Raw genomic sequence first — 19,720 nt, forward strand, 5'->3', positions numbered from 1 at the left:
CTAGCGTGCGCCGGAGTCGATCGGATTCCGGACCGACCGAAGACCGGGCCAGGACGGTGTGATGGGTTCCCGCAGTACGAATCTCCGTACGAAGATCATCGCCCTGCTGGCGTCGCTGACCGCGCTCTGGGCGTTCGCGGCCTGGGTGACCGTGCGGGACGGGTTCAACCTGCTCGGCGTGCAGGCGCTCAACGCGCGGGTCTTCGAGCCGAGTGACCCGCTGCTGCTGGAGTTGCAGAACGAGCGCCGGCTCTCGCTGCGCTACCTGGGTGAGTCCGACCCCGCGCAGTTGCAGGAGCTCCAGGCCCAGCGCGGACGCACCGACACCGCCGCCACCGCGCTGTGGGCCTCGGTGCAGGACTGGCGCACCGAGGTCCCGGCCAGCGAGGAGCTGGAGCAACGGCTCGCCGAGTTGAAGGCCGAGCTCGGCCAGCTCGTCCAGGTCCGCGACGAGGTGGGCCGCAAGACCATCGACCGGACCGCGACGCTTGCCGCGTACGACGAGGCGGTCGACGGCATCTTCGCCGTCTTCGACGCGCTCGGCGGTCTCGACGACGACCAGATCGCCCGGGACACCGCCGCGCTGATCGACCTGAACCGTTCCCGCGAACTGCTGTCCCAACAGGACGCGCTGCTCACCGGCGCGGTCTCGGCCAACCGGCTGACCGTCGCCGAGCAGACCGCGTTCGCCCGGTTGGTCGGCGCCCAGTGGTTCCTCGCCGACCGCACCGCCCGGGAACTCGCCCCGACCGACCGGTCCCGCTACCAGCAGATGGTCGAGGGGGAGGCGTTCGGGCAGTTGCGGACGCTCCAGGACCGGGTGCTCGCGGCCAAGGGCGAGGATGTGCGCCCGCCGGTCACCGCCGCGGCCTGGCGGGCCGCCGCCGACCGGGCGATGGCCGACCTGCGCGGGGTGATCCTCGCCGGTGGTGAGGACATCGTGTCCCGGGCCACCCCGGTCGCCGTCGGCGTCATCGTCCGGCTGGTGCTCGCCGCCGGTCTCGGCCTGATCGCCGTCGTCGCGTCCGTCATCGTCTCGATCACCACGGCCCGCGCGCTGGTCCGGCAGCTCGAACGGCTGCGCGAGGCCGCCTTCCGGCTGGCCAACGAGCGGCTGCCCAGCGTGGTGGAGCGGCTGGGCCACGGTGAGGAGGTGGACGTCGCCCGGGAGGCGCCACCGTTGCAGTTCGGCGACGACGAGATCGGCCAGGTCGGCAAGGCCTTCAACCTGGTCCAGGAGACCGCCGTCCGCACCGCCGTCGAGCAGGCCGAGCTGCGCCGCAGCGTCCGCGACGTGTTCCTCAGCCTGGCCCGGCGCACCCAGGCGCTGGTGCACCGCCAGCTCACGCTGCTCGACGCCATGGAACGCCGGGAACACGACGCCGAGGAGCTGGAGGACCTGTTCCGGGTCGACCACCTGGCCACCCGGATGCGGCGTAACGCGGAGAACCTGATCGTGCTCTCCGGGTCGACGCCGGGTCGCGCCTGGCGGCGCAGCGTGCCGATGGTCGACGTGGTGCGCGGCGCGGTCGCCGAGGTCGAGGACTACACCCGGGTGACCGTCCGGTCGCTGGGCGCGGTGTCGCTGACCGGCCGCGCCGTCGGTGACGTGATCCACCTGCTGGCCGAGCTGATCGAGAACGGCCTCTCCTTCTCGCCGCCGCAGACCACCGTGGAGGTGCGCGGCCAACTGGTCGCCAACGGTTTCGCGATCGAGATCGAGGACCGGGGCCTCGGCATGAGCGGCGACGACCTGGCCGCCGCCAACGCGCGCATCGTGGACCGGTCCGAGCTGAACCTCGCCGACGCCGCCCGGCTCGGCCTGTTCGTGGTCAGCCGGCTCACCGAGCGGCACGGCGTGCGGGTGCAGCTCCGGGAGTCGGCGTACGGCGGCACGACCGCGGTGGTGCTGATCCCGCGGGAACTGATCAGCACGGACGCCGGCGAGCCGGACGGGACCGCCGAGACGCGTGCCGGCACCGCCGCGCCGGTGCCGGCGCCGGCTGTCGCGCCGCAGGACGCCCCGGCCCGGCCCGGCCCGGAGACGGTCCCGGTCCGGACGGGCGAGGACGGCACCGCCGTCGGGGCCGGGCCGGTCGACGCCGGTACGCCCGACACCGAGCCGGCACCACCGGTGCCCCGGCTGACGCCGTCCGGGCTGCCGGCGCGTACCCGCAAACGGCAGCCGGCGGTGGCCGGGCCGACCGCGGAGCTGGCCGTGGTCGAGAACCGCGCCGCGCCGGCGGTGGCCGAGGAGACGACGCCACCGAGGACCGACGTCGGGCTGCCCGTCCGGGTACGCCAGGCCAGCCTCGTCCCGGAGCTGCGGCACGAGCGGTCCGAGGCGGACGACGACGGGGCGGACGACACGGCGCGCGCACCGGAGCAGGTACGCCGGATGATGAGCTCCTACCAGAGTGGAACCCGACGTGGCCGCACCGACGCGGCGCGGCTGCTCGGCGGGGCGCACGGGGCCGGTGACGGGCCGGCCGACGGAAACGAGCAGGTCACCTGACCGGGCGTCGACGCCGACGCATCCGGGACGAGAACGGCACACCAGCCGGGGAGAAGAGGACGACGAGTGGCGCAGAAGACGGCTTCGAGCGCGGATCTTGCGTGGCTGCTGGATGACCTGGTCGGCCGGGTCAAGCAGGCGGAACACGCCGTGGCGCTCTCCACCGACGGACTGCTGATGGCCTCGTCCCGCGGATTGAGCAGGGACGACGGCGAGCACCTGGCGGCGATGGCGGCGGGCATCCAGAGCCTGGCCCGGGGCGCGGGCAAGCGGTTCGGCGGTGGTCAGGTGCAGCAGACCATCATCGAGATGCAGTCCTCCTTCCTGTTCGTCACCGCGGCCGGCCGCAACGCCTGCCTGGCGGTGCTGGCCTCGGAGGACGCGGACGTCGGCCTGATCGCGTACGAGATGGCCATGCTGGTCACCCGGGTCGGCCGGTTCGTCGCATCACCCACCCGGGAACAGCCCCTCGGCGAGAACGCGGCGCGATGACCGGCCGGGGGGAGCCCACCGAGCAGGAGTGGGTCGACGACCACGCGGGTCCGGTGGTCCGCCCGTACGCGGTGACCGGTGGCCGGGCCCGCCCGGTGACCGGCACGTTCGACCTGATCTCCCTGGTGACCGCGACCCGTACCGAGGTCGGGTCGGAGTCCGGGCTGGGCCCGGAGCACGTGGCGATAGTCGGCCTCTGTCAGCGGATCCTTTCCGTGGCCGAGATCGCCGCCCATCTCGACCTGCCGGTGGGCACCGTCCGGGTCCTCCTCGGAGACCTGGCGGCCCGCAGTCTGGTGCAGGTACGCGAGCCGCGCGCCACCCCCGCCGGCCTTCCCGACGAGCATGTTTTCGAGGCGGTAATCAATGGACTACGGGCGCTCTGAGCGGCCGGCGGGAGCGGCGCCGCTGCCCACCGCGATCAAGATCCTGATCGCCGGTGGTTTCGGCGTGGGCAAGACCACCATGGTCGGCGCGGTCAGCGAGACCCGGCCGCTGCGTACCGAAGAGGTGCTGACCGAGACCGGGATCGGCATCGACGACCTGTCCGGCGTGGAGGCGAAGTCGACCACCACCGTGGCGATGGACTTCGGCCGGATCACGCTCAGCGACGATCTGGTGCTCTATCTGTTCGGCACACCCGGGCAGGACCGGTTCTGGTTCGTCTGGGACGAGCTGGCGCTCGGCGCGCTCGGCGCGGTGGTGCTCGCCGACACCCGCCGGCTGGCCGACTGCTTCCCGTCGATCGACTACTTCGAGGGGCGCGGCACGCCGTTCGTGGTGGCGGTGAACTGCTTCGAGGGGGCCCGGCAGTTCCGGCTCGACGAGGTGCAGGCGGCGCTCGACCTGGATCCGGGCGTGCCGGTGGTGCTCTGCGACGCACGTCAGCGCGAGTCGGCCAAGGAGGTGCTGATCACGCTGCTGGAGCACGCCATGAAGCTGCGTGAGGCGCGTCGGCGGGCCGCCGGTGACTGAGCTGCGCGAGGATCTGCGGGTCTGACCGCCGGCACTCCGCCACCCGTCCGGTGACCCAGCGTCACCGCGACGGGAAACCGGATCGCTCTGAGCGGTATACCGCTGGGTCACAATTATGGATTTTGTGCTGGATGTGTGGGTCATCGGTTGGGGAGTTGGGGGCGGTGGCCGCCGAGGCTGAGTAGGGCTAGGGCGATGAGGGCGTGGGGTGAGTGGAAGCCGAAGGCCATCCGGGTGATGAGGCGGATCTTGGCATTGACGGATTCGATGCGGCCGTTGGACAGGCCGTGTTCGAGCGAGGCGATGATGGCGTCGCGGTGGCGGACCACGCGGCGTTGCAGGTCGACGAAGATGTCGATGCGGCTGCGGCGGGCCCAGCCGATCCATTGGTCGAGGGCTTGGACCGCTGTGGTGGGGCTGGTTTTGGCCAGGGTGAACACGTAGCGCAGGCCTTCTTTGAGGGCCCAGGCTCGGTGTAGGCGGGGGTGGTTCTTGGCGATCCAGTCGAGGGTGGCCCGTTGTGCGCCGGTGAGGTTGTCCGGGTTCTTCCACAACGCCCAGCGGGTGTTCTTCACCAGCCGCGCTTCGCCGACGGCGACACCGCGACGGCCTGTTCCCCGACCGGCGGCGGCGTTCCATACCTGCCGGCGGACTCGGTCCACGGCGTCGCTGGCCCAGGCCACGACGTGGAACGGGTCGGCGCAGCGCACCGCGTTCGGGCAACGACGGCGCACCACGGTGGTGATCCAGTCCGCGCCGTCAGCCGACACGTGGGTGATCGCGGCTGCCCGCTCGGGTCCGAGCAGGTCGAAGAACTCGTGCAACGTAGCCGCGCTCTTGCCCGCAGCGGCCCACACCAGCCGGCCGGTGTCGTGATCCACCACCACGCTCAGATACCGGTGGCCTTTCTTGTAGCTGACCTCGTCGATACCGATACGACGTAACCCGTCGAGGCGATCCACCGCTGCGCCGCTATCAGCCCACACCCGCGCGATGATCGCACCCACCGTGCGCCAACTGATCCGCATCAACCGCGACACCACCGACTTCGCCGCGTGCACCGCCAACCACGCCACCGCCTGATCGAACGCCCGGGTATGCCCCGCCCCATGCCTGGCCCACGGCACCGCCGCGACCACCACCCCATGCACCCGACACGACACCCGCGGCGCATCGGCCTCGATCACCGCCCGCACCACCCCCAGATCCAACGCCCGCCACCGCCGACGCACCCCCGCGTCATAACCAGGACACCGCCGCCGGCAAAACGGACACCGCCGCCGAGCACCCCGAGCCACCCGCACCCGAGCCACCACCACCTGCTCGACCGCATCGAACTCGACACCCTCCACCACCGCCTGCTCGACCCCGAACAACCGAGCCCATACCCTTACCGAACGCACGCCGTTGCCCCGCCCACTCAGTTCTGACCTTCGACAAGCCAGAACCTAGGCAGGACAACGGCGTGCGCCATCAACGACGCGCCCAACCACCCACAAACACGTCACAAGACCCACAATTATGACTAAGCGGTATACCGCGTCGAACGCACGCGTGGCGCGGTGGCGCTAGCGCTAGCTGTAATGCCCAGCTGCGTTGTTGACGCGGCTGATGGGTGGTTTGCCGCCGAGTGAGGTGTGGTTGCGGTGGTGGTTGTAGGTGTGTAGCCAGGTGGGTAGGGCGTCGGCGCGTTGTTGGTTGCTGATGTAGGGCTGTTGGTAGGCCCATTCTTCGAGCAGGGTGCGGTTGAAGCGTTCGGCTTTGCCGTTGGTCTGTGGTCGGTAGCGGCGGGTGAAGCGGGCGGTGGCGCCGAGGTCGGTCAGGGCTTGGTGCCAGGCTCGGCCTCGGCGGTAGGCCAGGGCGTTGTCGGTCATGACGCGTTCGACGTGGGTGATGCCGTGGGTGGCGAAGTGTTCGGCGGCGCGGCGGAGGAAGCCGGCGCAGGTGTGGGTCTTCTCGTCGGGGTGGATCTCGGCGTAGGCGATGCGGGTGTGGTCGTCGATGGCGCAGTGCACGTAGTCGAAGCCGACGCGGGCGGTGTTGCGGGCTCGGCGGTGTTCGAGGCTGTCGCGACCCAGGATCCGCCAGCCGCCGCCGTCACGGACCCGGCCGAGTTTCTTGACGTCGACGTGGATCAGCTCACCGGGACGGTCACGCTCGTAGCGGCGGATGACCTGACCGGTGGGCCGATCGAGCCAGGCTAGACGGTGCAGACCGTGCCGGGTCAGGATCGCGTGCACGGTCGAGGCGGGTAACCCGAGCAACGGTCCGAGCCGCTGCGCGCCGAGTTTGCGTTCCTGGCGCAGCTGGCAGACCCGCGCCTCCAGCTCTGCGGGCGTCTTGTGAGGCTGGTGGTGAGCCCGGCTGGACCGGTCGGTCAGACCGGCGTCGCCCTCGGCCCGCCACCGCTGCAGCCATTTGTAGCCGGTGGCCCGGGAGCAGCCCAGTTCCTTGACGACGTGGGCGACCGGCCGGCCCTGGTCGACGACACGCATGATGAGCAGCCGCCGGCCGTGAACGGTCAGCCGGGCATTACGGTGGGCCATGAGACCTCCGGTTTCGGTGTGGGCGTCAGCACCTCACACCTCGCCGGAGGTCTCGCCTCGTCTCAAGCCGCCACGCCGTCAACAACCCTCATGGGCATTACAGCTAGCGCTAGCGGCGGGTGGCGGCCCGGACCAGGCCGGCCAGGGCCCGCGACCGGCTGTGCGGCGGCCACGCGATCACCGTGGTCACCGCGGGCGCGTCCGGCACCGGCACCGCGGCGAGGCCGGGACCCAGAAGCGTCCGGCACGACTCGGGCAGCACCGTCGCGGCCCGGCCGAGCGCGATCAGTTGGAGGAGCTGGGCATGGTCCCGGACCTCCGGGCCCGGACCGTCCGGATACGTGCCGTCCGACCGGGGCCAGCGCGGCATCGGCAGGCCGGGCAGCGCCTCGACGTCGGCCAGCCGCAGCTCGCGCGCGCCGGCGGCGGGATGCGCGGCCGGCAGGACCGCGACCTGCTGCTCCGTCACCAGTTCCTCGGTGTCGAGCCCGGCGGTCGAGTCGAACGGCAGGTGCAGCAGCGCCACGTCGGCCCGACCGTCGCGCAGCAGCCGCTCCTGTTCGCCGATGCCGCACAGCAACACGTCCACGGCGACCGCGTCCGGTTCGGCGGCGTACGCGTCGAGCAGTTTCGGCAGCAGCTCGCTGGACGCGCCGGCCTTCGTGGCCAGCACCAGGCCGGGCTCGCCGTCCGCGGCGGACGCGGCGCGGCGGGTGCGGCGGTCGGCGGCGGCCACCGCGTCCAGCGCGGCCCGGCCCTCGCGCAGCAGCACCGCGCCGGCCGGGGTCAGCGTGACGGCCCGGCTGTCCCGAGCCAGCAGCGTCGCCCCGAGCCGCCGTTCGAGCTGCGCGATCGCCCGCGACAGCGGCGGTTGGGCGATGCCGAGGCGGCGCGCGGCGCGGCCGAAGTGCAGCTCCTCGGCGACCGCGACGAAGTAGCGCAACTCCCGGGTCTCCACCCGGCCACCGTACCTCCGGGTGATACCCGGCGGGTATCGCGCGCTACCGAGACGGTGTTGGTCGCCCGGTGCCGGCGCGACCAGGATCAATCGCATGAGCGAACGCACGATCGCGCTGGTGACCGGCGCGAACAAGGGAATCGGGTACGAGATCGCGGCCGGCCTGGGCGCGCTCGGCTGGCGGGTGGGCGTCGGCGCGCGGGACGGGCAGCGCCGGGAGGCCGCGGTGGCGAAGCTGCGCGCGGACGGCGTGGACGCGTTCGGCGTACCGCTGGACGTGACCGACGACGCGAGCGTGACCGCCGCCGCCCGCCTGCTGACCGAGCAGGCCGGCGGTCTCGACGTGCTGGTCAACAACGCGGGCGTCACCGGCGGCATGCCGCAGCGGCCCGGCGGCGTGGACGTCGCGACCGTGCGGGCCGCGGTCGAGGTCAACGTGATCGGCGTCATCCGGGTCACCGAGGCGATGCTGCCGCTGCTGCGCCGCTCGGCCTCGCCCCGGATCGTCAACATGTCCAGCGGCGTCGGCTCGCTCGCCCGGCAGAGCGCCTCCACCGGGGAGGAGCAGACCGGCCCGCTGTCCGTGGCCTACGCGCCGTCGAAGTCGATGCTCAACGCGGTGACCATCCAGTACGCGCGCGCGTTGGGCGACACGAACATCCTGATCAACGCCGGCTGCCCCGGCTTCACCGCGACCGACCTGAACGGCTTCCGCGGCGTGCGTACGCCGCAGCAGGGCGCGGCGATCGGGATCAGGCTGGCGACGCTGCCCGACGACGGGCCGACCGGCGGGTTCTTCGAGGACGCCGGTGTGGTGCCCTGGTGACCGATCGGTCCGGCCGGGGATCAGTCGCCGATCGCGTCCCGCATGCGTTCTCTCGTCCAGTACGCGGACGGATCGGTGGCGCCGGGGCTCGGATTGTGTGTCGCGACCACCGGGCCGGGCGCGGGGGATGCCGCCCCGGCGTCACGCGTCACGATGATGACGATGGCCGCGGCCACCGCCAGCGCCGCGGCGCCGGCCGCGCCGAGCAGTACGGGGTGTGACATTGTGCCTCCCTGAAGCGGGTGGTTAGCGTGTCGGTCCGCCTGGTGCGCCGGTCGGTGCCCCAGGCGGACCCGTCGTTCACCAGGTGTCGTTCGCGTACGTGTTGTAGAGCGTCCCCACCACCGCGGCGGAGAAGTACGGCGAGCCGTTCGTGTTCGACCCGCTGGAGTAGCTCATCACCCCGTGCACGTCACCACGCCTGTTGGTGTTGTCATAGCTGTAGTACCACGGACCACCGCTCGATCCGCCGCCGAAGCCGCAGTCCATCTCGATCCGGTTGCTGCCCGCGTCCCGCGACGTGCCCGAGCAGACCCACTGCACCTCACCGCTGTCCTTGTTGCTCGGGTAACCGAAGATGTCGTAGTGGTACTCCCGGCCGCCGCCGGTGAGCAGCCCGTTGGCGCCCACCGCGTCCACGATCGAACGGCTCCCGTAGACGAGTGCGACCGCGACGTCGTACTGCCGCTCGCGGGTGTTGATCCAGCCGGTCGGCACCGCGAGCGTGGACCAGTCCCAGGTGCCGTACGGCTGTGCGCCGTTGCGGTACGACGGCACGAACATCCAGTTCGCGGTGTGCCAGGTCCGACCCGGCCCGTCGTGCACGCAGTGCGCGGCCGTGAAGACCATGTTGCGTGCCGGGCTGTTCACCACGCTCGCCGAGCAGTAGTGGCCCAGGCCGTCGGTGGAGCTGGTGTAGAAGATCTTCCCCACCGTGATCGACTCGTTCAGTTGGACGCCGAAGCCGCTGCCGTCCTTCGGCGCCACCGCTTCCGCGAAGCGCCGCACCCGTTCCGGGGTGGGGCTCTGGGTGACCGGGCCGGCGGGCTTCTCCACCTCGTCGGCCGGCGTGGCCGCGGCCATCCGTTCGGCCGTCCAGTAGGCCCTGGCCGGCGCGGACGACCCCGCCTTGCGCTCGATCGAGGTGACCGCGGTCGGTGCGGCCGTGCCCGTGGTGGCGCCGGTGGCGGCCTGCGCCGGCACGCCGGCGAGAATCACCGGCAGGATCAGGGCTGGTAGGGCCAGAAATCTTGTCGACGTTTTCATGAGTTCCTTCCCAGCGTTCGATTTCCGGATCGAAAGCTGGAGCGCCCCCGTGGTGCATCGCGATAGCGGAAACGTATCGACGGGGTAGCGGAGAGTCAACGAGTCATGTGCGTCGATAAATTGCCATGTCGGATGGGCGATCGGAACCGCGAGCTGTTTCTTCGCACCACGATGTGCGCCTCCGCCAGGACGCAGAGAGGGCCCCTCTCGTCACCAGACGTCTGGTGACGAGAGGGGCCCCTCCCTGAGCGGCGGTCAGCTGGCGATCATGCGGCGCAGCACGTACTGGAGGATGCCGCCGTGCCGGTAGTAGTCCGCCTCACCGGGGGTGTCGATGCGGACCACCGCGTCGAACTCCACACCGGTGTCGGTGGTGACCTTCACCGTGCGCGGGGTGTCGCCGTCGTTGAGCGCGGTGACACCGCTGATCGAGAACGTCTCGGTGCCGGTCAGGCCCAGCGACTCCGCGGTGGTGTCCACCGGGAACTGGAGCGGCAGGACGCCCATGCCGATCAGGTTCGAGCGGTGGATCCGCTCGTACGACTCGGCGACGACCGCCTTCACGCCCAGCAGCATGGTGCCCTTGGCCGCCCAGTCGCGCGACGAGCCCGAGCCGTACTCCTTGCCGGCCAGGATGACCAGCGGGATGCCCGCCTCCTGGTAGGCCATCGAGGCGTCGTAGATCGAGGACTGCTCGCCGGTCAGGTGGTTGACCGTGAAACCGCCCTCGACACCCGGGACGAGCTGGTTGCGCAGCCGGATGTTGGCGAACGTGCCCCGGATCATCACCTCGTGGTTGCCCCGGCGGGAGCCGTACGAGTTGAACTCGTGCCGGGCCACGCCGTGCTCGGCCAGGTACGTGCCGGCGGGGGAGTCCGCCTTGATCGAACCGGCCGGGGAAATGTGGTCGGTGGTCACCGAGTCGCCCAGCTTCGCCAGCACCCGCGCGCCGGCGATGTCCCGCACCGGGGTCGGCTCCTGCTGCATGCCCTCGAAGTACGGGGGCTTGCGCACGTAGGTCGACTCGCCGTCCCAGGAGAACGTGTCACCGGTCGGGGTCGGCAGCGACTGCCAGCGCTCGTCTCCGGCGAACACGTCCGCGTACGCGGCGCTGAAGCCGCTGGCGCCGATCGCCGAGGCGATGACGTCCTGGATCTCGGCGGTGTTCGGCCAGATCTCCCGCAGGAACACCGGGTTGCCCTGGGCGTCGGAACCGATCGGCTCGTTGGCCAGGTCGATGTCCATGGTGCCGGCGAGCGCGTACGCGACCACCAGCGGCGGGGACGCCAGGTAGTTCATCTTGACGTCCGGGTTGATCCGGCCCTCGAAGTTGCGGTTGCCGGAGAGCACCGAGACGGCGGCCAGGTCGCCCTCGTTGACGGCGGCGGAGACCTCCTCCGGCAGCGGGCCGGAGTTGCCGATGCAGGTGGTGCAGCCGTAGCCGACCAGGTTGAAGCCGAGCTTCTCCAGGTACGGCGTGAGGCCGGCGCGGTCGTAGTAGTCCATCACGACCTTGGAGCCCGGCGCGAGGGTGGTCTTCACCCACGGCTTGCGGGCCAGGCCCTTCTCCACCGCGTTGCGGGCCAGCAGCGCGGCGCCGATCATCACCTGCGGGTTCGAGGTGTTGGTGCAGGACGTGATCGCGGCGATCACCACCGCGCCGTGGTCCAGCTCGTACTCGACGCCGTCGGCGCCGGTCACGCGGACCGGGTTGGTGGCCCGGCCGCCCGCGCCCACGGCGGCGGTCTCCAGGTCACGCGGCGCGTCCGCCGGGTCGTTGACGCCGTTGGCCGGGGCGTCGCTGGCCGGGAAGGACTCGGCGCTGGCCTCGTCGGCGGGGCCGTCGGTGCCGAACGGCTTCTGCTGCTGCGGCACGCCTGGCTTGCGGCCCGGGTCGCCGCCGGTCTCGTCGGCCGCCACGTAGTCGGTCAGCGCGGCGCGGAACAGCGTCTTCGCGCTGCCCAGCGGCACCCGGTCCTGCGGGCGCTTCGGGCCGGCCAGGGACGGCTCGATGGTGCCGAGGTCCAGCTCCAGACGCTCCGAGTACGCCGGCTCGTGGTCCGGGTCGTGCCAGAGGCCCTGCTCCTTGGCGTACGCCTCGACGAGCGCGACCTGCTGCGGGTCGCGGCCGGTCAGCTCCAGGTAGCGGACGGTCTCGCCGTCGATCGGGAAGATCGCCACGGTGGAGCCGTACTCCGGCGACATGTTGCCGATGGTGGCGCGGTTGGCCAGCGGCACGGCGCTCACGCCCGGGCCGTAGAACTCGACGAACTTGCCGACCACGCCGTGCTTGCGCAGCATCTCGGTGATGGTCAGCACCAGGTCGGTGGCGGTGGTGCCGGCCGGCATCTCACCGGAGAGCTTGAAGCCGACGACGCGGGGGATCAGCATGCTGACCGGCTGGCCGAGCATCGCGGCCTCGGCCTCGATGCCGCCGACGCCCCAGCCCAGCACGCCCAGGCCGTTGACCATGGTGGTGTGCGAGTCGGTGCCGACCACCGTGTCCGGGTACGCCTGGCCGTTGCGCTCCATGACCGTGCGGGCCAGGTACTCGATGTTGACCTGGTGCACGATGCCGGTGCCCGGCGGGACGACCTTGAACTCGTTGAACGCGGTCTGGCCCCAGCGCAGGAACTGGTAGCGCTCCTTGTTGCGCTCGTACTCCAGCTCGACGTTGCGCTCGAACGCGTCCTCGCGGCCGAACAGGTCGGCGATGACCGAGTGGTCGATGACCAGCTCGGCCGGGGCCAGCGGGTTGACCTTGGTGGCGTCGCCGCCGAGGTCGCGGACCGCCTCGCGCATGGTGGCCAGGTCGACCACGCAGGGCACGCCGGTGAAGTCCTGCATCAGCACCCGGGCCGGGGTGAACTGGATCTCCACGCTCGGGTCGGCGGTGGGGTCCCACGCGCCGAGCTGCCGGATGTGGTCGGCGGTGATGTTCGCGCCGTCCTCGGTCCGCAGCAGGTTCTCCAGCAGGATCTTGAGGCTGTAGGGCAGTCGGTCGTGCCCCTCCACCTTGCCGATCCTGAAAATCTCGTAGCTCGCGTCTCCGACGCGTAGCTGGGTCTTCGCACCGAAGGTGTCGAGGCTCGCCACGTCGTACTCCTTCACACCAGCGACCGTGAGTAGTCCTGAGCAGTTTGTCGCACCGACCGGGGCGCCGCCGTGCTTAGGCGACACTTACCTGCGTCGGTCTCTACAAAACCGTACGTCCGTCTTGCTATTCACGCAACCTCGTGCCACGCTGCGGGACGAGGAGGTGGCTCCATGATCCACCACGTGCTGCTCGCCTGCCCACGCGGCTCCGAGGACCGCTCCCGCGCGTTCTACGTCGGTCTGCTCGGCCTCACCGAGAAACCCAAACCCCCGGCCCTCGCCGCCCGCGGCGGTTGCTGGTTCACCGGGTACGACGCCGAACTGCACCTCGGCGTGGAGGACGATTTCGTGCCCGCCCGCAAGGCCCACCCGGCGCTGGTCCGCGTCGACCTGGACGTGCTGGCCGCTCGGCTGTCCGCCGCCGGCCACGCCCTGACCTGGGGCGACGACGAGATCCCCGGCATGCGGCGGTTCCACACGTACGACCCGCACGGCAACCGGCTGGAGTTTCTGGCCCCCACGGGCTGAGTTCCACCCGGGTAGTGTCGGAGCGTGGTCGACGTGCAGCACTGGCTCTCCGCGTTACCCCCCGGCGTGATCTACCTGATCGTCGCCGGGGTGATCGGCGTCGAGAGCATGGGCGTCCCGCTGCCCGGCGAGATCGTGCTGGTCAGCTCCGCCCTGCTCGCCGCCACCGGGGTGGTCCAGCCCGAGTGGGTGGCCGTCGCGGCGGCGACCGGCGCGATCGTCGGCGACTCCATCGGGTACGCCGTGGGCCGCCGTGGCGGCCGGCCGCTGCTGGAACGGCTGGGCCGGCGTTTCCCGAAGCATCTCGGCCCGGCGCATCTGGCCCGCGCCGAGCAGAGCTTCGCCCGGCACGGTGTGTGGGCGGTCTTCTTCGGCCGGTTCGTCGCGCTGCTGCGCATCCTCGCCGGCCCGCTGGCCGGCGCGCTGCACGTGCCGTACCGCCGGTTCCTGGTGGCGAACGCGGCCGGCGGCCTGGTCTGGGCCTTCGGCACGACGTACCTGCTGTTCTACGTCGGCCGGGCGGCCGAGCACTGGCTCAAGGACATCTCCTGGGCCGGGCTGGTGCTCGCCGTGCTGGCCGGCCTGGTCAGCACATGGTGGCTGCGCCGGCGCGGGAAGCGGTTGGCCGAGGCCGAGACGCCCGAGCGGAGCGAGCCGGTCGGCGCGACCGAGCGCTGACAAGGGCCCGACCCCGTTGTCGGGGTCGGGCCCTTGCGCGTTGGTGTCAGCTGGTGCTGTAGCCGCGGGTGGCGATCCAGTCGGCGAGGTTGTCGACGCTGATGCGGTAGGAGGCGGTGTTCGGGTTGGCGCTGTCGGCGATGGTGACGGTGGTGCCGTTGTTCTGGTAGCCGACGACGCTGATGTAGTGGCCGCCTTCGAAGGAGTGGGTGCTGCCGTCGGTGTCGGTGGTGGTGCCGGCGATGTTGGCGACCACGGCGCGGCCGTCGTCGACGGTGCGGACGATGTCGGCGCGCAGCTTGTCGGTCTGCGTGTCGTCGGCCTTGGGGTCCTTGATCTCGACCGACCGGTAGGTCTTGCCGGTTTCCTTGTTCAGGACGGGGGTGATGTCGTTGATGCTGTTGGTGCCGTTCTCGGTGGTGCCCATCTCGCGGGCCATGGCGTGCACGTCGATGTTCTTGCCGAGCACGCTGATGGCGTTGCGGGCGGCGGCGGGGCCGCAGTAGTAGAAGTTGGGCTGGGCTTCGTAGCGCACGTCCAACTCACGTTCGCCGCTCTTACGGTCGGCCACCACGGTGGCCTTCTCGGCGGGGGCGGCGTGCGCGGCGATCGCGGGGCCGGCGATCCCACCGGCGGTCGCGGCGATACCGGCAGCGGTCAGCACAGTCTTACGCAGCAGGGTGGTAGCCATGATGGTGCCTCCCAGGGGGTGGGGGATGCCGCAGCCAGGGGCCACGGAAGGGGGAAAGTCTGAGGGGTGGGCCCGGCGGCCGATCAGGTGGCCTGCACGGGGGCCCGGCGCGGCCGGGGCCACGGGGGTGGCCGGGTCGGCGGCTCGGGGGATGTAACGACGGCCGGTGGCCGCGTATTCCGACCGGGGCTGCCAACGGCCCGGGGGCCGGGCTCCACGCGGTCTGCCAGGTATAACGCCCCGCCCCCGGCCCCGATTCCCCCGAGCCGGTGACCCGGACCACCCCACACCAACCCAAACCCGACACCCACCCCAGACAACCCCCGGGGGAGCCTGCCCGAGGCGAACGCTGGGAGATCTTGGTACCGAACGGCCCCTCCGGGGGCCGAAACGCACCAAGATCTCCACCGTCCCCGACACGCGAAACCCGCATCCCGTCACCCGAGAACCCCGAGGCGTCGTCCGCCCCACCCGCCCACCACGCGCCGATCATGAGGGTGACGGGCCGCCAACCTCATGATCGGCGGGCACGGACGGACCGACCGGGCGTGGCCGGGTGGTGGTGGGTGAGTGGTCAGGCGGTGAGCAGGTCGAGCAGTGCGTCGCGGGCGGCGCGTACGGCGGCGCGCGACTCCTCGGTGTGGTCCAGGGCGTCGAACCCGTGCCGCCCGTCCGGCACGTCGACCACGTGCAGCGGCAGCCCGCGCCGGGTTGCGGCAGCCGTGAACGCCGCGATGGTGGACGCGACCTCGGGCCGGTCCCGGCCGACCCGGGTCAGCACGAGCGGCGGCCGGCCGACGTCGTCCGTCGCCAACGCGTCGAGCGGGTGGAAGCGTGGGTCGACCGGGGGCCAGTCGGGGAGTGGGGCCAGCAGCGGGTACGTCGCGGCGAGGCCGCGCAGCCAGCGGGGCGGGTCGCGGAGCCAGTCGCCGAGCAGCAGCCCGGCGCCGGAGAAGAACCAGAGCGCCAACCGCTCCGGGTCGACGCGGGGGTCCGCGCGGAGCAGGTCGGCCGCGTCGGAAACGCGGGCGGCGACCGTGATCAGGTCGTCGGGGGCGGCCACGGAGAGCCGGGGGAGCGCGGCCACCACGCCCCGGTCGGCGAGCAGCGCGCCGTAGCCCCGGTAGAGCGGCCAGTCCCGCGCGTCGGGCGCGTCGGGTGGCCCGGGAACGCCGTGCACCACCACGACCGCGGGGTGGGGACCGCCGCCGGCCGGCAGGTGCAGGTCGACCTCGCCGTGTCGCTCGACGGGGGCGGGCGGCGGGTCGAGGACAAACTGTGTCTCCCAGAAACTGTTTCCCATGACGGCGATGCTAGGGCAGCGCGTCGTCACGCGCCGCCCCGGTTTTTCCGGAGGTCAGGAGGACGACGCCTTGGCGTGCCGTTCACGCAGCCGGTCCCGGATCTCCTCCGGCGTGTACGCCCGGCGCTGCCGTTCCGCCCGGGCCACCACCACGCCGGTCGCCGCGACGCCCGCCAGGCCGGCCAGGCCGAGCACCTTCCACCACCGCATCCGTTGCCGCATCGGCTTAGGGTAGTCCTCCATGAGCATCAGCCTGGACGAGGCCGTGGAGCTGACCCGTACCGGAGACCTGTGGGTGTTCCGTGGGCGCAGCGTGCCCGATCGCGCCATCCAGCTCACCACCAACAGCCCGGTCAACCACGTCGGGATGGCGGTGGTGCTGGACGACATGCCGCCGTTGATGTGGCACGCGGAGCTGGGCCGTTCGCTGCCGGACATGTGGACCGGCACCCGCCAGCGCGGCGTGCAGTTGCACGACCTGCGCGACGCGGTCTGCGTGTGGGCCAACCGGTACGGCCAGCGGGGCTGGCTGCGTCAGCTCGAACCGCCCGCCGACGGCGCCATGGAGGAGGCGGTGCTGCGTACCGTGGCGCGGCTGGACGGCACCCCGTTCCCCTCCACCGCGCAGCTCGCCTGGCGCTGGGCCCGGGGGCGGGTGCCGCTGCCGCGCCGGCGACCGTCCACCCCGGACGGCGCCGCGACGCCGGAGGCCGGCGGCTGGCCGGACGGCGCCGGCACGCCGGGAGCCGGCGGGACGTCGGGGCGTGACCGGGCGCTGGAGACCGCGTACTGCGCGGAGGTGGTGGCGGTGACCTACGAGGCGATGGGGTTGCTGCCGGCCGGCCGCCGGCCCAACTGGTACGACCCGGGACGGTTCTGGAGCGGCGACGACCTGGACCTGACCGGCGGCGCGCAGCTCGGCGCGGAGATCGAGGTACGCATCCCGCCGCGCTGACCAGGTTTGCCGGGCCGGCGGGCCGGTAATGGAGAGCGTCGTGACGGCTTCCACCGACCTCGACACGCTCTCCGACTTCTTCGACAGGTACGGCGTGGCGCTGACCACCGCCGACGTGCCGGCCATCGCCGCCTGCTACGCCCTGCCCGGGCTGGTGGTCGCCGACACCTACAGCTTCTCGTTCACCTCGCCGGCCGCGGTGGCGCTGAGCTTCGTCGGCGCCGCGCCCGACTACCAGGAGCGGGAGCTGGTCGCGGCGAACGCGCAGATCGAAGACGTGCAGCAGGTCTCGGCGTTGCTCACCGAGGTCGCGGTGCGGTGGGAGTTCCTGGACAGCCAGGGCGGCGCGGTGCCCGGCGAGCACTACCGCTACCTGTTGCGGGCCACCGACGAGGGCCCGGCCATCTGCACCGTCATCCGCACCGCCTGAGCCGCCCGCCCGGATGTCGAACGGGGCCCCTCCTCGACCGGAGACGTCGAGAAGGGGCCCCGCCTCACGTGCTCAGCGGCGGCTGCCGGCCCACCGGTCGGGCTCGGGAGCCGAGTGCAGGCCGGGCTCGTGCAGGCCCTCCTCGTCGAGCTGGCCGATCCGCCGGTAGGTGTCCGGTCGACTGGTGCGCAGCACGCCGCCCCAGATCAGGCCGAGCACGCCGGCCACCACCGGGATCGCCGGCAGCAGCCACTTGAGGTAGCCGGCGGTGTCCGGCGCGAGCAGCGCGTCGAAGTTGAACAGCAGCACCAGCAGCACGGCGGTGAGCAGGACGGTGCCGAGCGCCGGGGCGATCGCCCGCTGCCAGGCCGACTCGGGGCCGCCACGGCCCCGGAAGAAGCCGACGACGGAGGCCGAGGTGAGCGTCATGAGCAGCACGACGCCGACCGCGGCCGAGCCGGACAGCCAGGTGAACAGGTCGATGACCGGGTCCCGCCCGGACATCGCGAACCCCACGAAGACCACCACGGCCAGGATGCTCTGCACCACCGAACCGGCCACCGGGGCGCCGCTGCGGCTGGACGTCTGGCCGAGGAAGCGGGGCAGGACGTTCTCCCGGCCGAGGGCGAACAGGTAGCGGGCCACACCGTTGTGGAACGACAGCAGGGCGGCCAGCACGCTGGTGATGAACAGGACGTTGGCGATGTCCGCGACCACGGCGCCGGAGTACTGGTCGAGGGCGCCGAAGATCACGCCGGGACCGGCCTCGGCGCTGGCCTGCGGCGCGTTCTCCGGCCCGGTCAGCACGGTCAGCGCCCAGGCGGAGAAGGCGTAGAACAGGCCGGTGAACGCGACCGCGATGTAGGTGGCCCGGGCCACGGTGCGCCGCGGGTCCTTGACCTCCTCGCTGTAGATGGCGCCGCTCTCGAAGCCGGTGAAGGAGGCGATGGTGAACGCCAGCACGGCGCCGAACCCGGCGCCGAACAGGTGGCCGGGGTCGATGCCGGCGGTGGAGACGGCGCCGCCGGCCGGGTGGGCGAACGCCACCAGGTCGAAGATCAGCACAGCCACGCACTCCAGGACGAGCAGCACCGCGAGGACGCTGGCGTTCAGGTCGATGCGCAGCACGCCGAGCACGCCGATGAAGACCCAGGCCAGCAGCGCCCAGACCCACCAGTCCAGGTCCAGCCCGGCCTTGGCCGACATGAAGTCCGACATGATCGCGCCGAACAGCCCGTAGAGGCCGATCTGGATGGCGTTGTACGCGGCCAGCGCGACCGCCGAGCCGGCCACCCCGCCGGCCCGGCCGAGGCCGTTGGCGATGTACGCGTAGAACGCGCCCGCGTTGGCGACGTACCGGCTCATCGCGGCGTAGCCGGTGGCGAAGACCGCGAGCACGGCCGCGAGCAACACGTAGCCCAGCGCGGCGCCGATGTTGCCGCTGACCGCGTACATGGTGGTGACGCCACCGCCGAGAACGGTCAGCGGGGCCGACGCGGCGACGGTGAAGAAGACGAGATGGGCGGTGCCGAGACGGCCACGGCGTAGCCCACCGTCGGAGAAGAACGGATCGGAGGACAAGGCTTCTCCAGGGGAGGGGAAGGGGGTTGAGGTGTCTACTTCGGAACAGCCTCAGGCAGGGTATTGGTGATCACGGATCGTCACAACCCCGCTTCGATATCGATTAGGACGCGCGTCTACGACCGGAATTGAGCTGTGCGTGGTCATGCCGTACCGTCCCGTGTCGACGATCACGGCCACCGTTCGAGGATGGACCATGACCTACCCCGGGGCACAAGCCACGTACCGGCTAGCCGATGCGCTGTTCCTCATCGGACATGACGAGTTCACCGGTAAGCCGCATGTCGCCGTCGACCGGCTGGAGTGCGGGCTGGCCGGCGCCGCGCTCGCCGAGCTGATGTTCGAGGGCCGGATCGCGCTCGACGGTGGCGGCATCGCCGCGGTCGACCCGCGGCTCTGGCAGGAACCGCTGACCGACCTGCTGATCACCGAGATCCTGCGCCGCGAGGGCGCTCATCCGGCCCGGTTGTGGATCCGCTACCTGCGGACCCAGCTCAACATCAACGAGCGGGTCGGGACGCGGCTGGTCACCGCCGGCGTCCTCCGTCGGGAACAGGGCAAGCTGATCGGCCGTCAGGTGCGCTGGCCGGCCACCGACCCGAACCAGGCGGCCTCGCCGCGGGTACGCCTGACCGCCATGCTGATGCACTCGTCCCCGGCCGAGCTGGACCCGGGCACGCTGCTGCTGGCGAGCCTCGCCGAGGCGGTCGGGCTCGCCGCGCACATCTTCGACCCGCAGGTCGGCGGCCGGATGCGGGACTGCCGTCGCTTCCTGCCGGCGCAGCTCGACGGCCTGCTCGCCGCGGTGGTGGGTGCGTTGGACGCCAGCACCACGACGGTCCGCCGGTGACGTCCCGTCCCGGTGCACCGGGACGGGACG

20 protein-coding genes are annotated in these 19,720 nt (G+C 71.7%); 10 read left to right on the forward strand and 10 right to left on the reverse strand.

What is annotated here, in order from left to right; translation table 11 throughout:
* Positions 1-61: 61 nt before the first annotated feature.
* From VKK44_RS07480 to VKK44_RS07495, 4 genes are all read left to right on the forward strand, one after another.
* Entirely contained in the window at positions 62-2,515 is a 2,454-nt protein-coding gene (locus VKK44_RS07480) for a sensor histidine kinase (protein WP_343446106.1), read from the forward strand.
* A 66-nt stretch (positions 2,516-2,581) separates the two neighbouring features.
* Positions 2,582-3,007, forward strand: a complete 426-nt coding sequence (locus VKK44_RS07485; RefSeq protein WP_181569355.1) for a roadblock/LC7 domain-containing protein — start codon at positions 2,582-2,584, stop codon at positions 3,005-3,007.
* Complete coding sequence (locus VKK44_RS07490) at positions 3,004-3,393, forward strand: DUF742 domain-containing protein (protein WP_281938657.1); 390 nt, start codon at positions 3,004-3,006, stop codon at positions 3,391-3,393. The genes VKK44_RS07485 and VKK44_RS07490 overlap by 4 nt, the downstream gene beginning before the upstream one ends.
* Positions 3,374-3,982 carry a GTP-binding protein gene (locus VKK44_RS07495; protein ID WP_107162530.1) on the forward strand — a complete coding sequence of 203 codons (609 nt, stop codon included), beginning with the start codon at positions 3,374-3,376 and terminating at the stop codon, positions 3,980-3,982. The genes VKK44_RS07490 and VKK44_RS07495 overlap by 20 nt, the downstream gene beginning before the upstream one ends.
* Before the next feature lie 140 nt (positions 3,983-4,122).
* On the opposite strand, the gene VKK44_RS07500 is transcribed toward VKK44_RS07495, so the two are convergent.
* From VKK44_RS07500 to VKK44_RS07510, 3 genes are all read right to left on the reverse strand, one after another.
* A complete protein-coding gene (locus VKK44_RS07500; protein ID WP_343442779.1) occupies positions 4,123-5,385 on the reverse strand; it encodes an ISL3 family transposase in 1,263 nt (420 codons plus the stop codon).
* A 171-nt stretch (positions 5,386-5,556) separates the two neighbouring features.
* Positions 5,557-6,528, reverse strand: a complete 972-nt coding sequence (locus tag VKK44_RS07505; protein WP_343446107.1) for an IS481 family transposase — start codon at positions 6,526-6,528, stop codon at positions 5,557-5,559.
* Positions 6,529-6,637: 109 nt separating this feature from the next.
* The gene (locus tag VKK44_RS07510) at positions 6,638-7,486 is read right to left on the reverse strand and encodes a LysR family transcriptional regulator (RefSeq protein ID WP_343446108.1); all 849 of its coding nucleotides are present in this window, start codon (positions 7,484-7,486) and stop codon (positions 6,638-6,640) included.
* 94 nt (positions 7,487-7,580) lie between these two features.
* Here VKK44_RS07510 and VKK44_RS07515 point away from each other — a divergent pair, with 94 nt between their 5' ends.
* Positions 7,581-8,312 (forward strand): SDR family oxidoreductase, encoded by a 732-nt coding sequence (locus tag VKK44_RS07515; protein WP_343446109.1) that lies wholly within the window; start codon positions 7,581-7,583, stop codon positions 8,310-8,312.
* Between the two features lie 20 nt (positions 8,313-8,332).
* On the opposite strand, the gene VKK44_RS07520 is transcribed toward VKK44_RS07515, so the two are convergent.
* The 3 genes from VKK44_RS07520 to VKK44_RS07530 form a co-directional block, all read right to left on the reverse strand.
* Positions 8,333-8,536, reverse strand: a complete 204-nt coding sequence (locus VKK44_RS07520) for a hypothetical protein (RefSeq protein ID WP_343446110.1) — start codon at positions 8,534-8,536, stop codon at positions 8,333-8,335.
* Between the two features lie 76 nt (positions 8,537-8,612).
* On the reverse strand, positions 8,613-9,578 hold the full coding sequence (locus tag VKK44_RS07525; protein ID WP_343446112.1) for a trypsin-like serine peptidase: 966 nt from the start codon (positions 9,576-9,578) through the stop codon (positions 8,613-8,615).
* A gap of 255 nt (positions 9,579-9,833) precedes the next feature.
* Positions 9,834-12,689, reverse strand: a complete 2,856-nt coding sequence (locus VKK44_RS07530) for an aconitate hydratase (RefSeq protein ID WP_343446114.1) — start codon at positions 12,687-12,689, stop codon at positions 9,834-9,836.
* Positions 12,690-12,845: 156 nt separating this feature from the next.
* Here VKK44_RS07530 and VKK44_RS07535 point away from each other — a divergent pair, with 156 nt between their 5' ends.
* Positions 12,846-13,202 carry a VOC family protein gene (locus VKK44_RS07535; RefSeq protein ID WP_343446115.1) on the forward strand — a complete coding sequence of 119 codons (357 nt, stop codon included), beginning with the start codon at positions 12,846-12,848 and terminating at the stop codon, positions 13,200-13,202.
* A 24-nt stretch (positions 13,203-13,226) separates the two neighbouring features.
* Positions 13,227-13,880: a DedA family protein gene (locus VKK44_RS07540; protein WP_343446116.1), complete on the forward strand. Its 654-nt coding sequence runs from the start codon at positions 13,227-13,229 to the stop codon at positions 13,878-13,880.
* Between the two features lie 46 nt (positions 13,881-13,926).
* Here the strand turns inward: VKK44_RS07540 and VKK44_RS07545 are convergent, their stop codons facing one another.
* The 3 genes from VKK44_RS07545 to VKK44_RS07555 form a co-directional block, all read right to left on the reverse strand.
* On the reverse strand, positions 13,927-14,571 hold the full coding sequence (locus VKK44_RS07545; protein WP_343446117.1) for a C39 family peptidase: 645 nt from the start codon (positions 14,569-14,571) through the stop codon (positions 13,927-13,929).
* Positions 14,572-15,145: 574 nt separating this feature from the next.
* Positions 15,146-15,874, reverse strand: a complete 729-nt coding sequence (locus VKK44_RS07550; protein ID WP_343446118.1) for a hypothetical protein — start codon at positions 15,872-15,874, stop codon at positions 15,146-15,148.
* 54 nt (positions 15,875-15,928) lie between these two features.
* A complete protein-coding gene (locus VKK44_RS07555) occupies positions 15,929-16,117 on the reverse strand; it encodes a hypothetical protein (RefSeq protein ID WP_146180017.1) in 189 nt (62 codons plus the stop codon).
* Here VKK44_RS07555 and VKK44_RS07560 point away from each other — a divergent pair.
* A complete protein-coding gene (locus tag VKK44_RS07560; protein ID WP_343446119.1) occupies positions 16,116-16,829 on the forward strand; it encodes a hypothetical protein in 714 nt (237 codons plus the stop codon). The genes VKK44_RS07555 and VKK44_RS07560 overlap by 2 nt on opposite strands.
* Before the next feature lie 40 nt (positions 16,830-16,869).
* The gene (locus VKK44_RS07565; protein WP_343446120.1) at positions 16,870-17,259 is read left to right on the forward strand and encodes a hypothetical protein; all 390 of its coding nucleotides are present in this window, start codon (positions 16,870-16,872) and stop codon (positions 17,257-17,259) included.
* A gap of 72 nt (positions 17,260-17,331) precedes the next feature.
* Here VKK44_RS07565 and VKK44_RS07570 read toward each other — a convergent pair whose 3' ends face one another.
* Complete coding sequence (locus VKK44_RS07570) at positions 17,332-18,840, reverse strand: APC family permease (protein ID WP_343446121.1); 1,509 nt, start codon at positions 18,838-18,840, stop codon at positions 17,332-17,334.
* Between the two features lie 196 nt (positions 18,841-19,036).
* On the opposite strand from VKK44_RS07570, the gene VKK44_RS07575 reads away from it, so the two are divergent.
* Entirely contained in the window at positions 19,037-19,690 is a 654-nt protein-coding gene (locus tag VKK44_RS07575) for a GOLPH3/VPS74 family protein (RefSeq protein ID WP_281938684.1), read from the forward strand.
* Positions 19,691-19,720: the final 30 nt, after the last annotated feature.

This window comes from Micromonospora sp. DSM 45708 (assembly GCF_039566955.1).
Taxonomy (GTDB): Bacteria; Actinomycetota; Actinomycetes; order Mycobacteriales; family Micromonosporaceae; genus Micromonospora.

Bases quoted from the DNA above. Each gene is read 5' to 3' on its own strand.
- VKK44_RS07490 (WP_281938657.1), top strand. From the start codon at position 3,004: ATGACCGGCCGGGGGGAGCCCACCGAGCAGGAGTGGGTCGACGACCAC.
- VKK44_RS07495 (WP_107162530.1), top strand. From the start codon at position 3,374: ATGGACTACGGGCGCTCTGAGCGGCCGGCGGGAGCGGCGCCGCTGCCC.
- VKK44_RS07525 (WP_343446112.1), bottom strand. From the start codon at position 9,578: ATGAAAACGTCGACAAGATTTCTGGCCCTACCAGCCCTGATCCTGCCG.
- VKK44_RS07480 (WP_343446106.1), top strand. From the start codon at position 62: ATGGGTTCCCGCAGTACGAATCTCCGTACGAAGATCATCGCCCTGCTG.
- VKK44_RS07560 (WP_343446119.1), top strand. From the start codon at position 16,116: ATGAGCATCAGCCTGGACGAGGCCGTGGAGCTGACCCGTACCGGAGAC.
- VKK44_RS07535 (WP_343446115.1), top strand. From the start codon at position 12,846: ATGATCCACCACGTGCTGCTCGCCTGCCCACGCGGCTCCGAGGACCGC.
- VKK44_RS07555 (WP_146180017.1), bottom strand. From the start codon at position 16,117: ATGGAGGACTACCCTAAGCCGATGCGGCAACGGATGCGGTGGTGGAAG.
- VKK44_RS07545 (WP_343446117.1), bottom strand. From the start codon at position 14,571: ATGGCTACCACCCTGCTGCGTAAGACTGTGCTGACCGCTGCCGGTATC.
- VKK44_RS07520 (WP_343446110.1), bottom strand. From the start codon at position 8,536: ATGTCACACCCCGTACTGCTCGGCGCGGCCGGCGCCGCGGCGCTGGCG.
- VKK44_RS07550 (WP_343446118.1), bottom strand. From the start codon at position 15,874: ATGGGAAACAGTTTCTGGGAGACACAGTTTGTCCTCGACCCGCCGCCC.
- VKK44_RS07575 (WP_281938684.1), top strand. From the start codon at position 19,037: ATGACCTACCCCGGGGCACAAGCCACGTACCGGCTAGCCGATGCGCTG.
- VKK44_RS07515 (WP_343446109.1), top strand. From the start codon at position 7,581: ATGAGCGAACGCACGATCGCGCTGGTGACCGGCGCGAACAAGGGAATC.
- VKK44_RS07505 (WP_343446107.1), bottom strand. From the start codon at position 6,528: ATGGCCCACCGTAATGCCCGGCTGACCGTTCACGGCCGGCGGCTGCTC.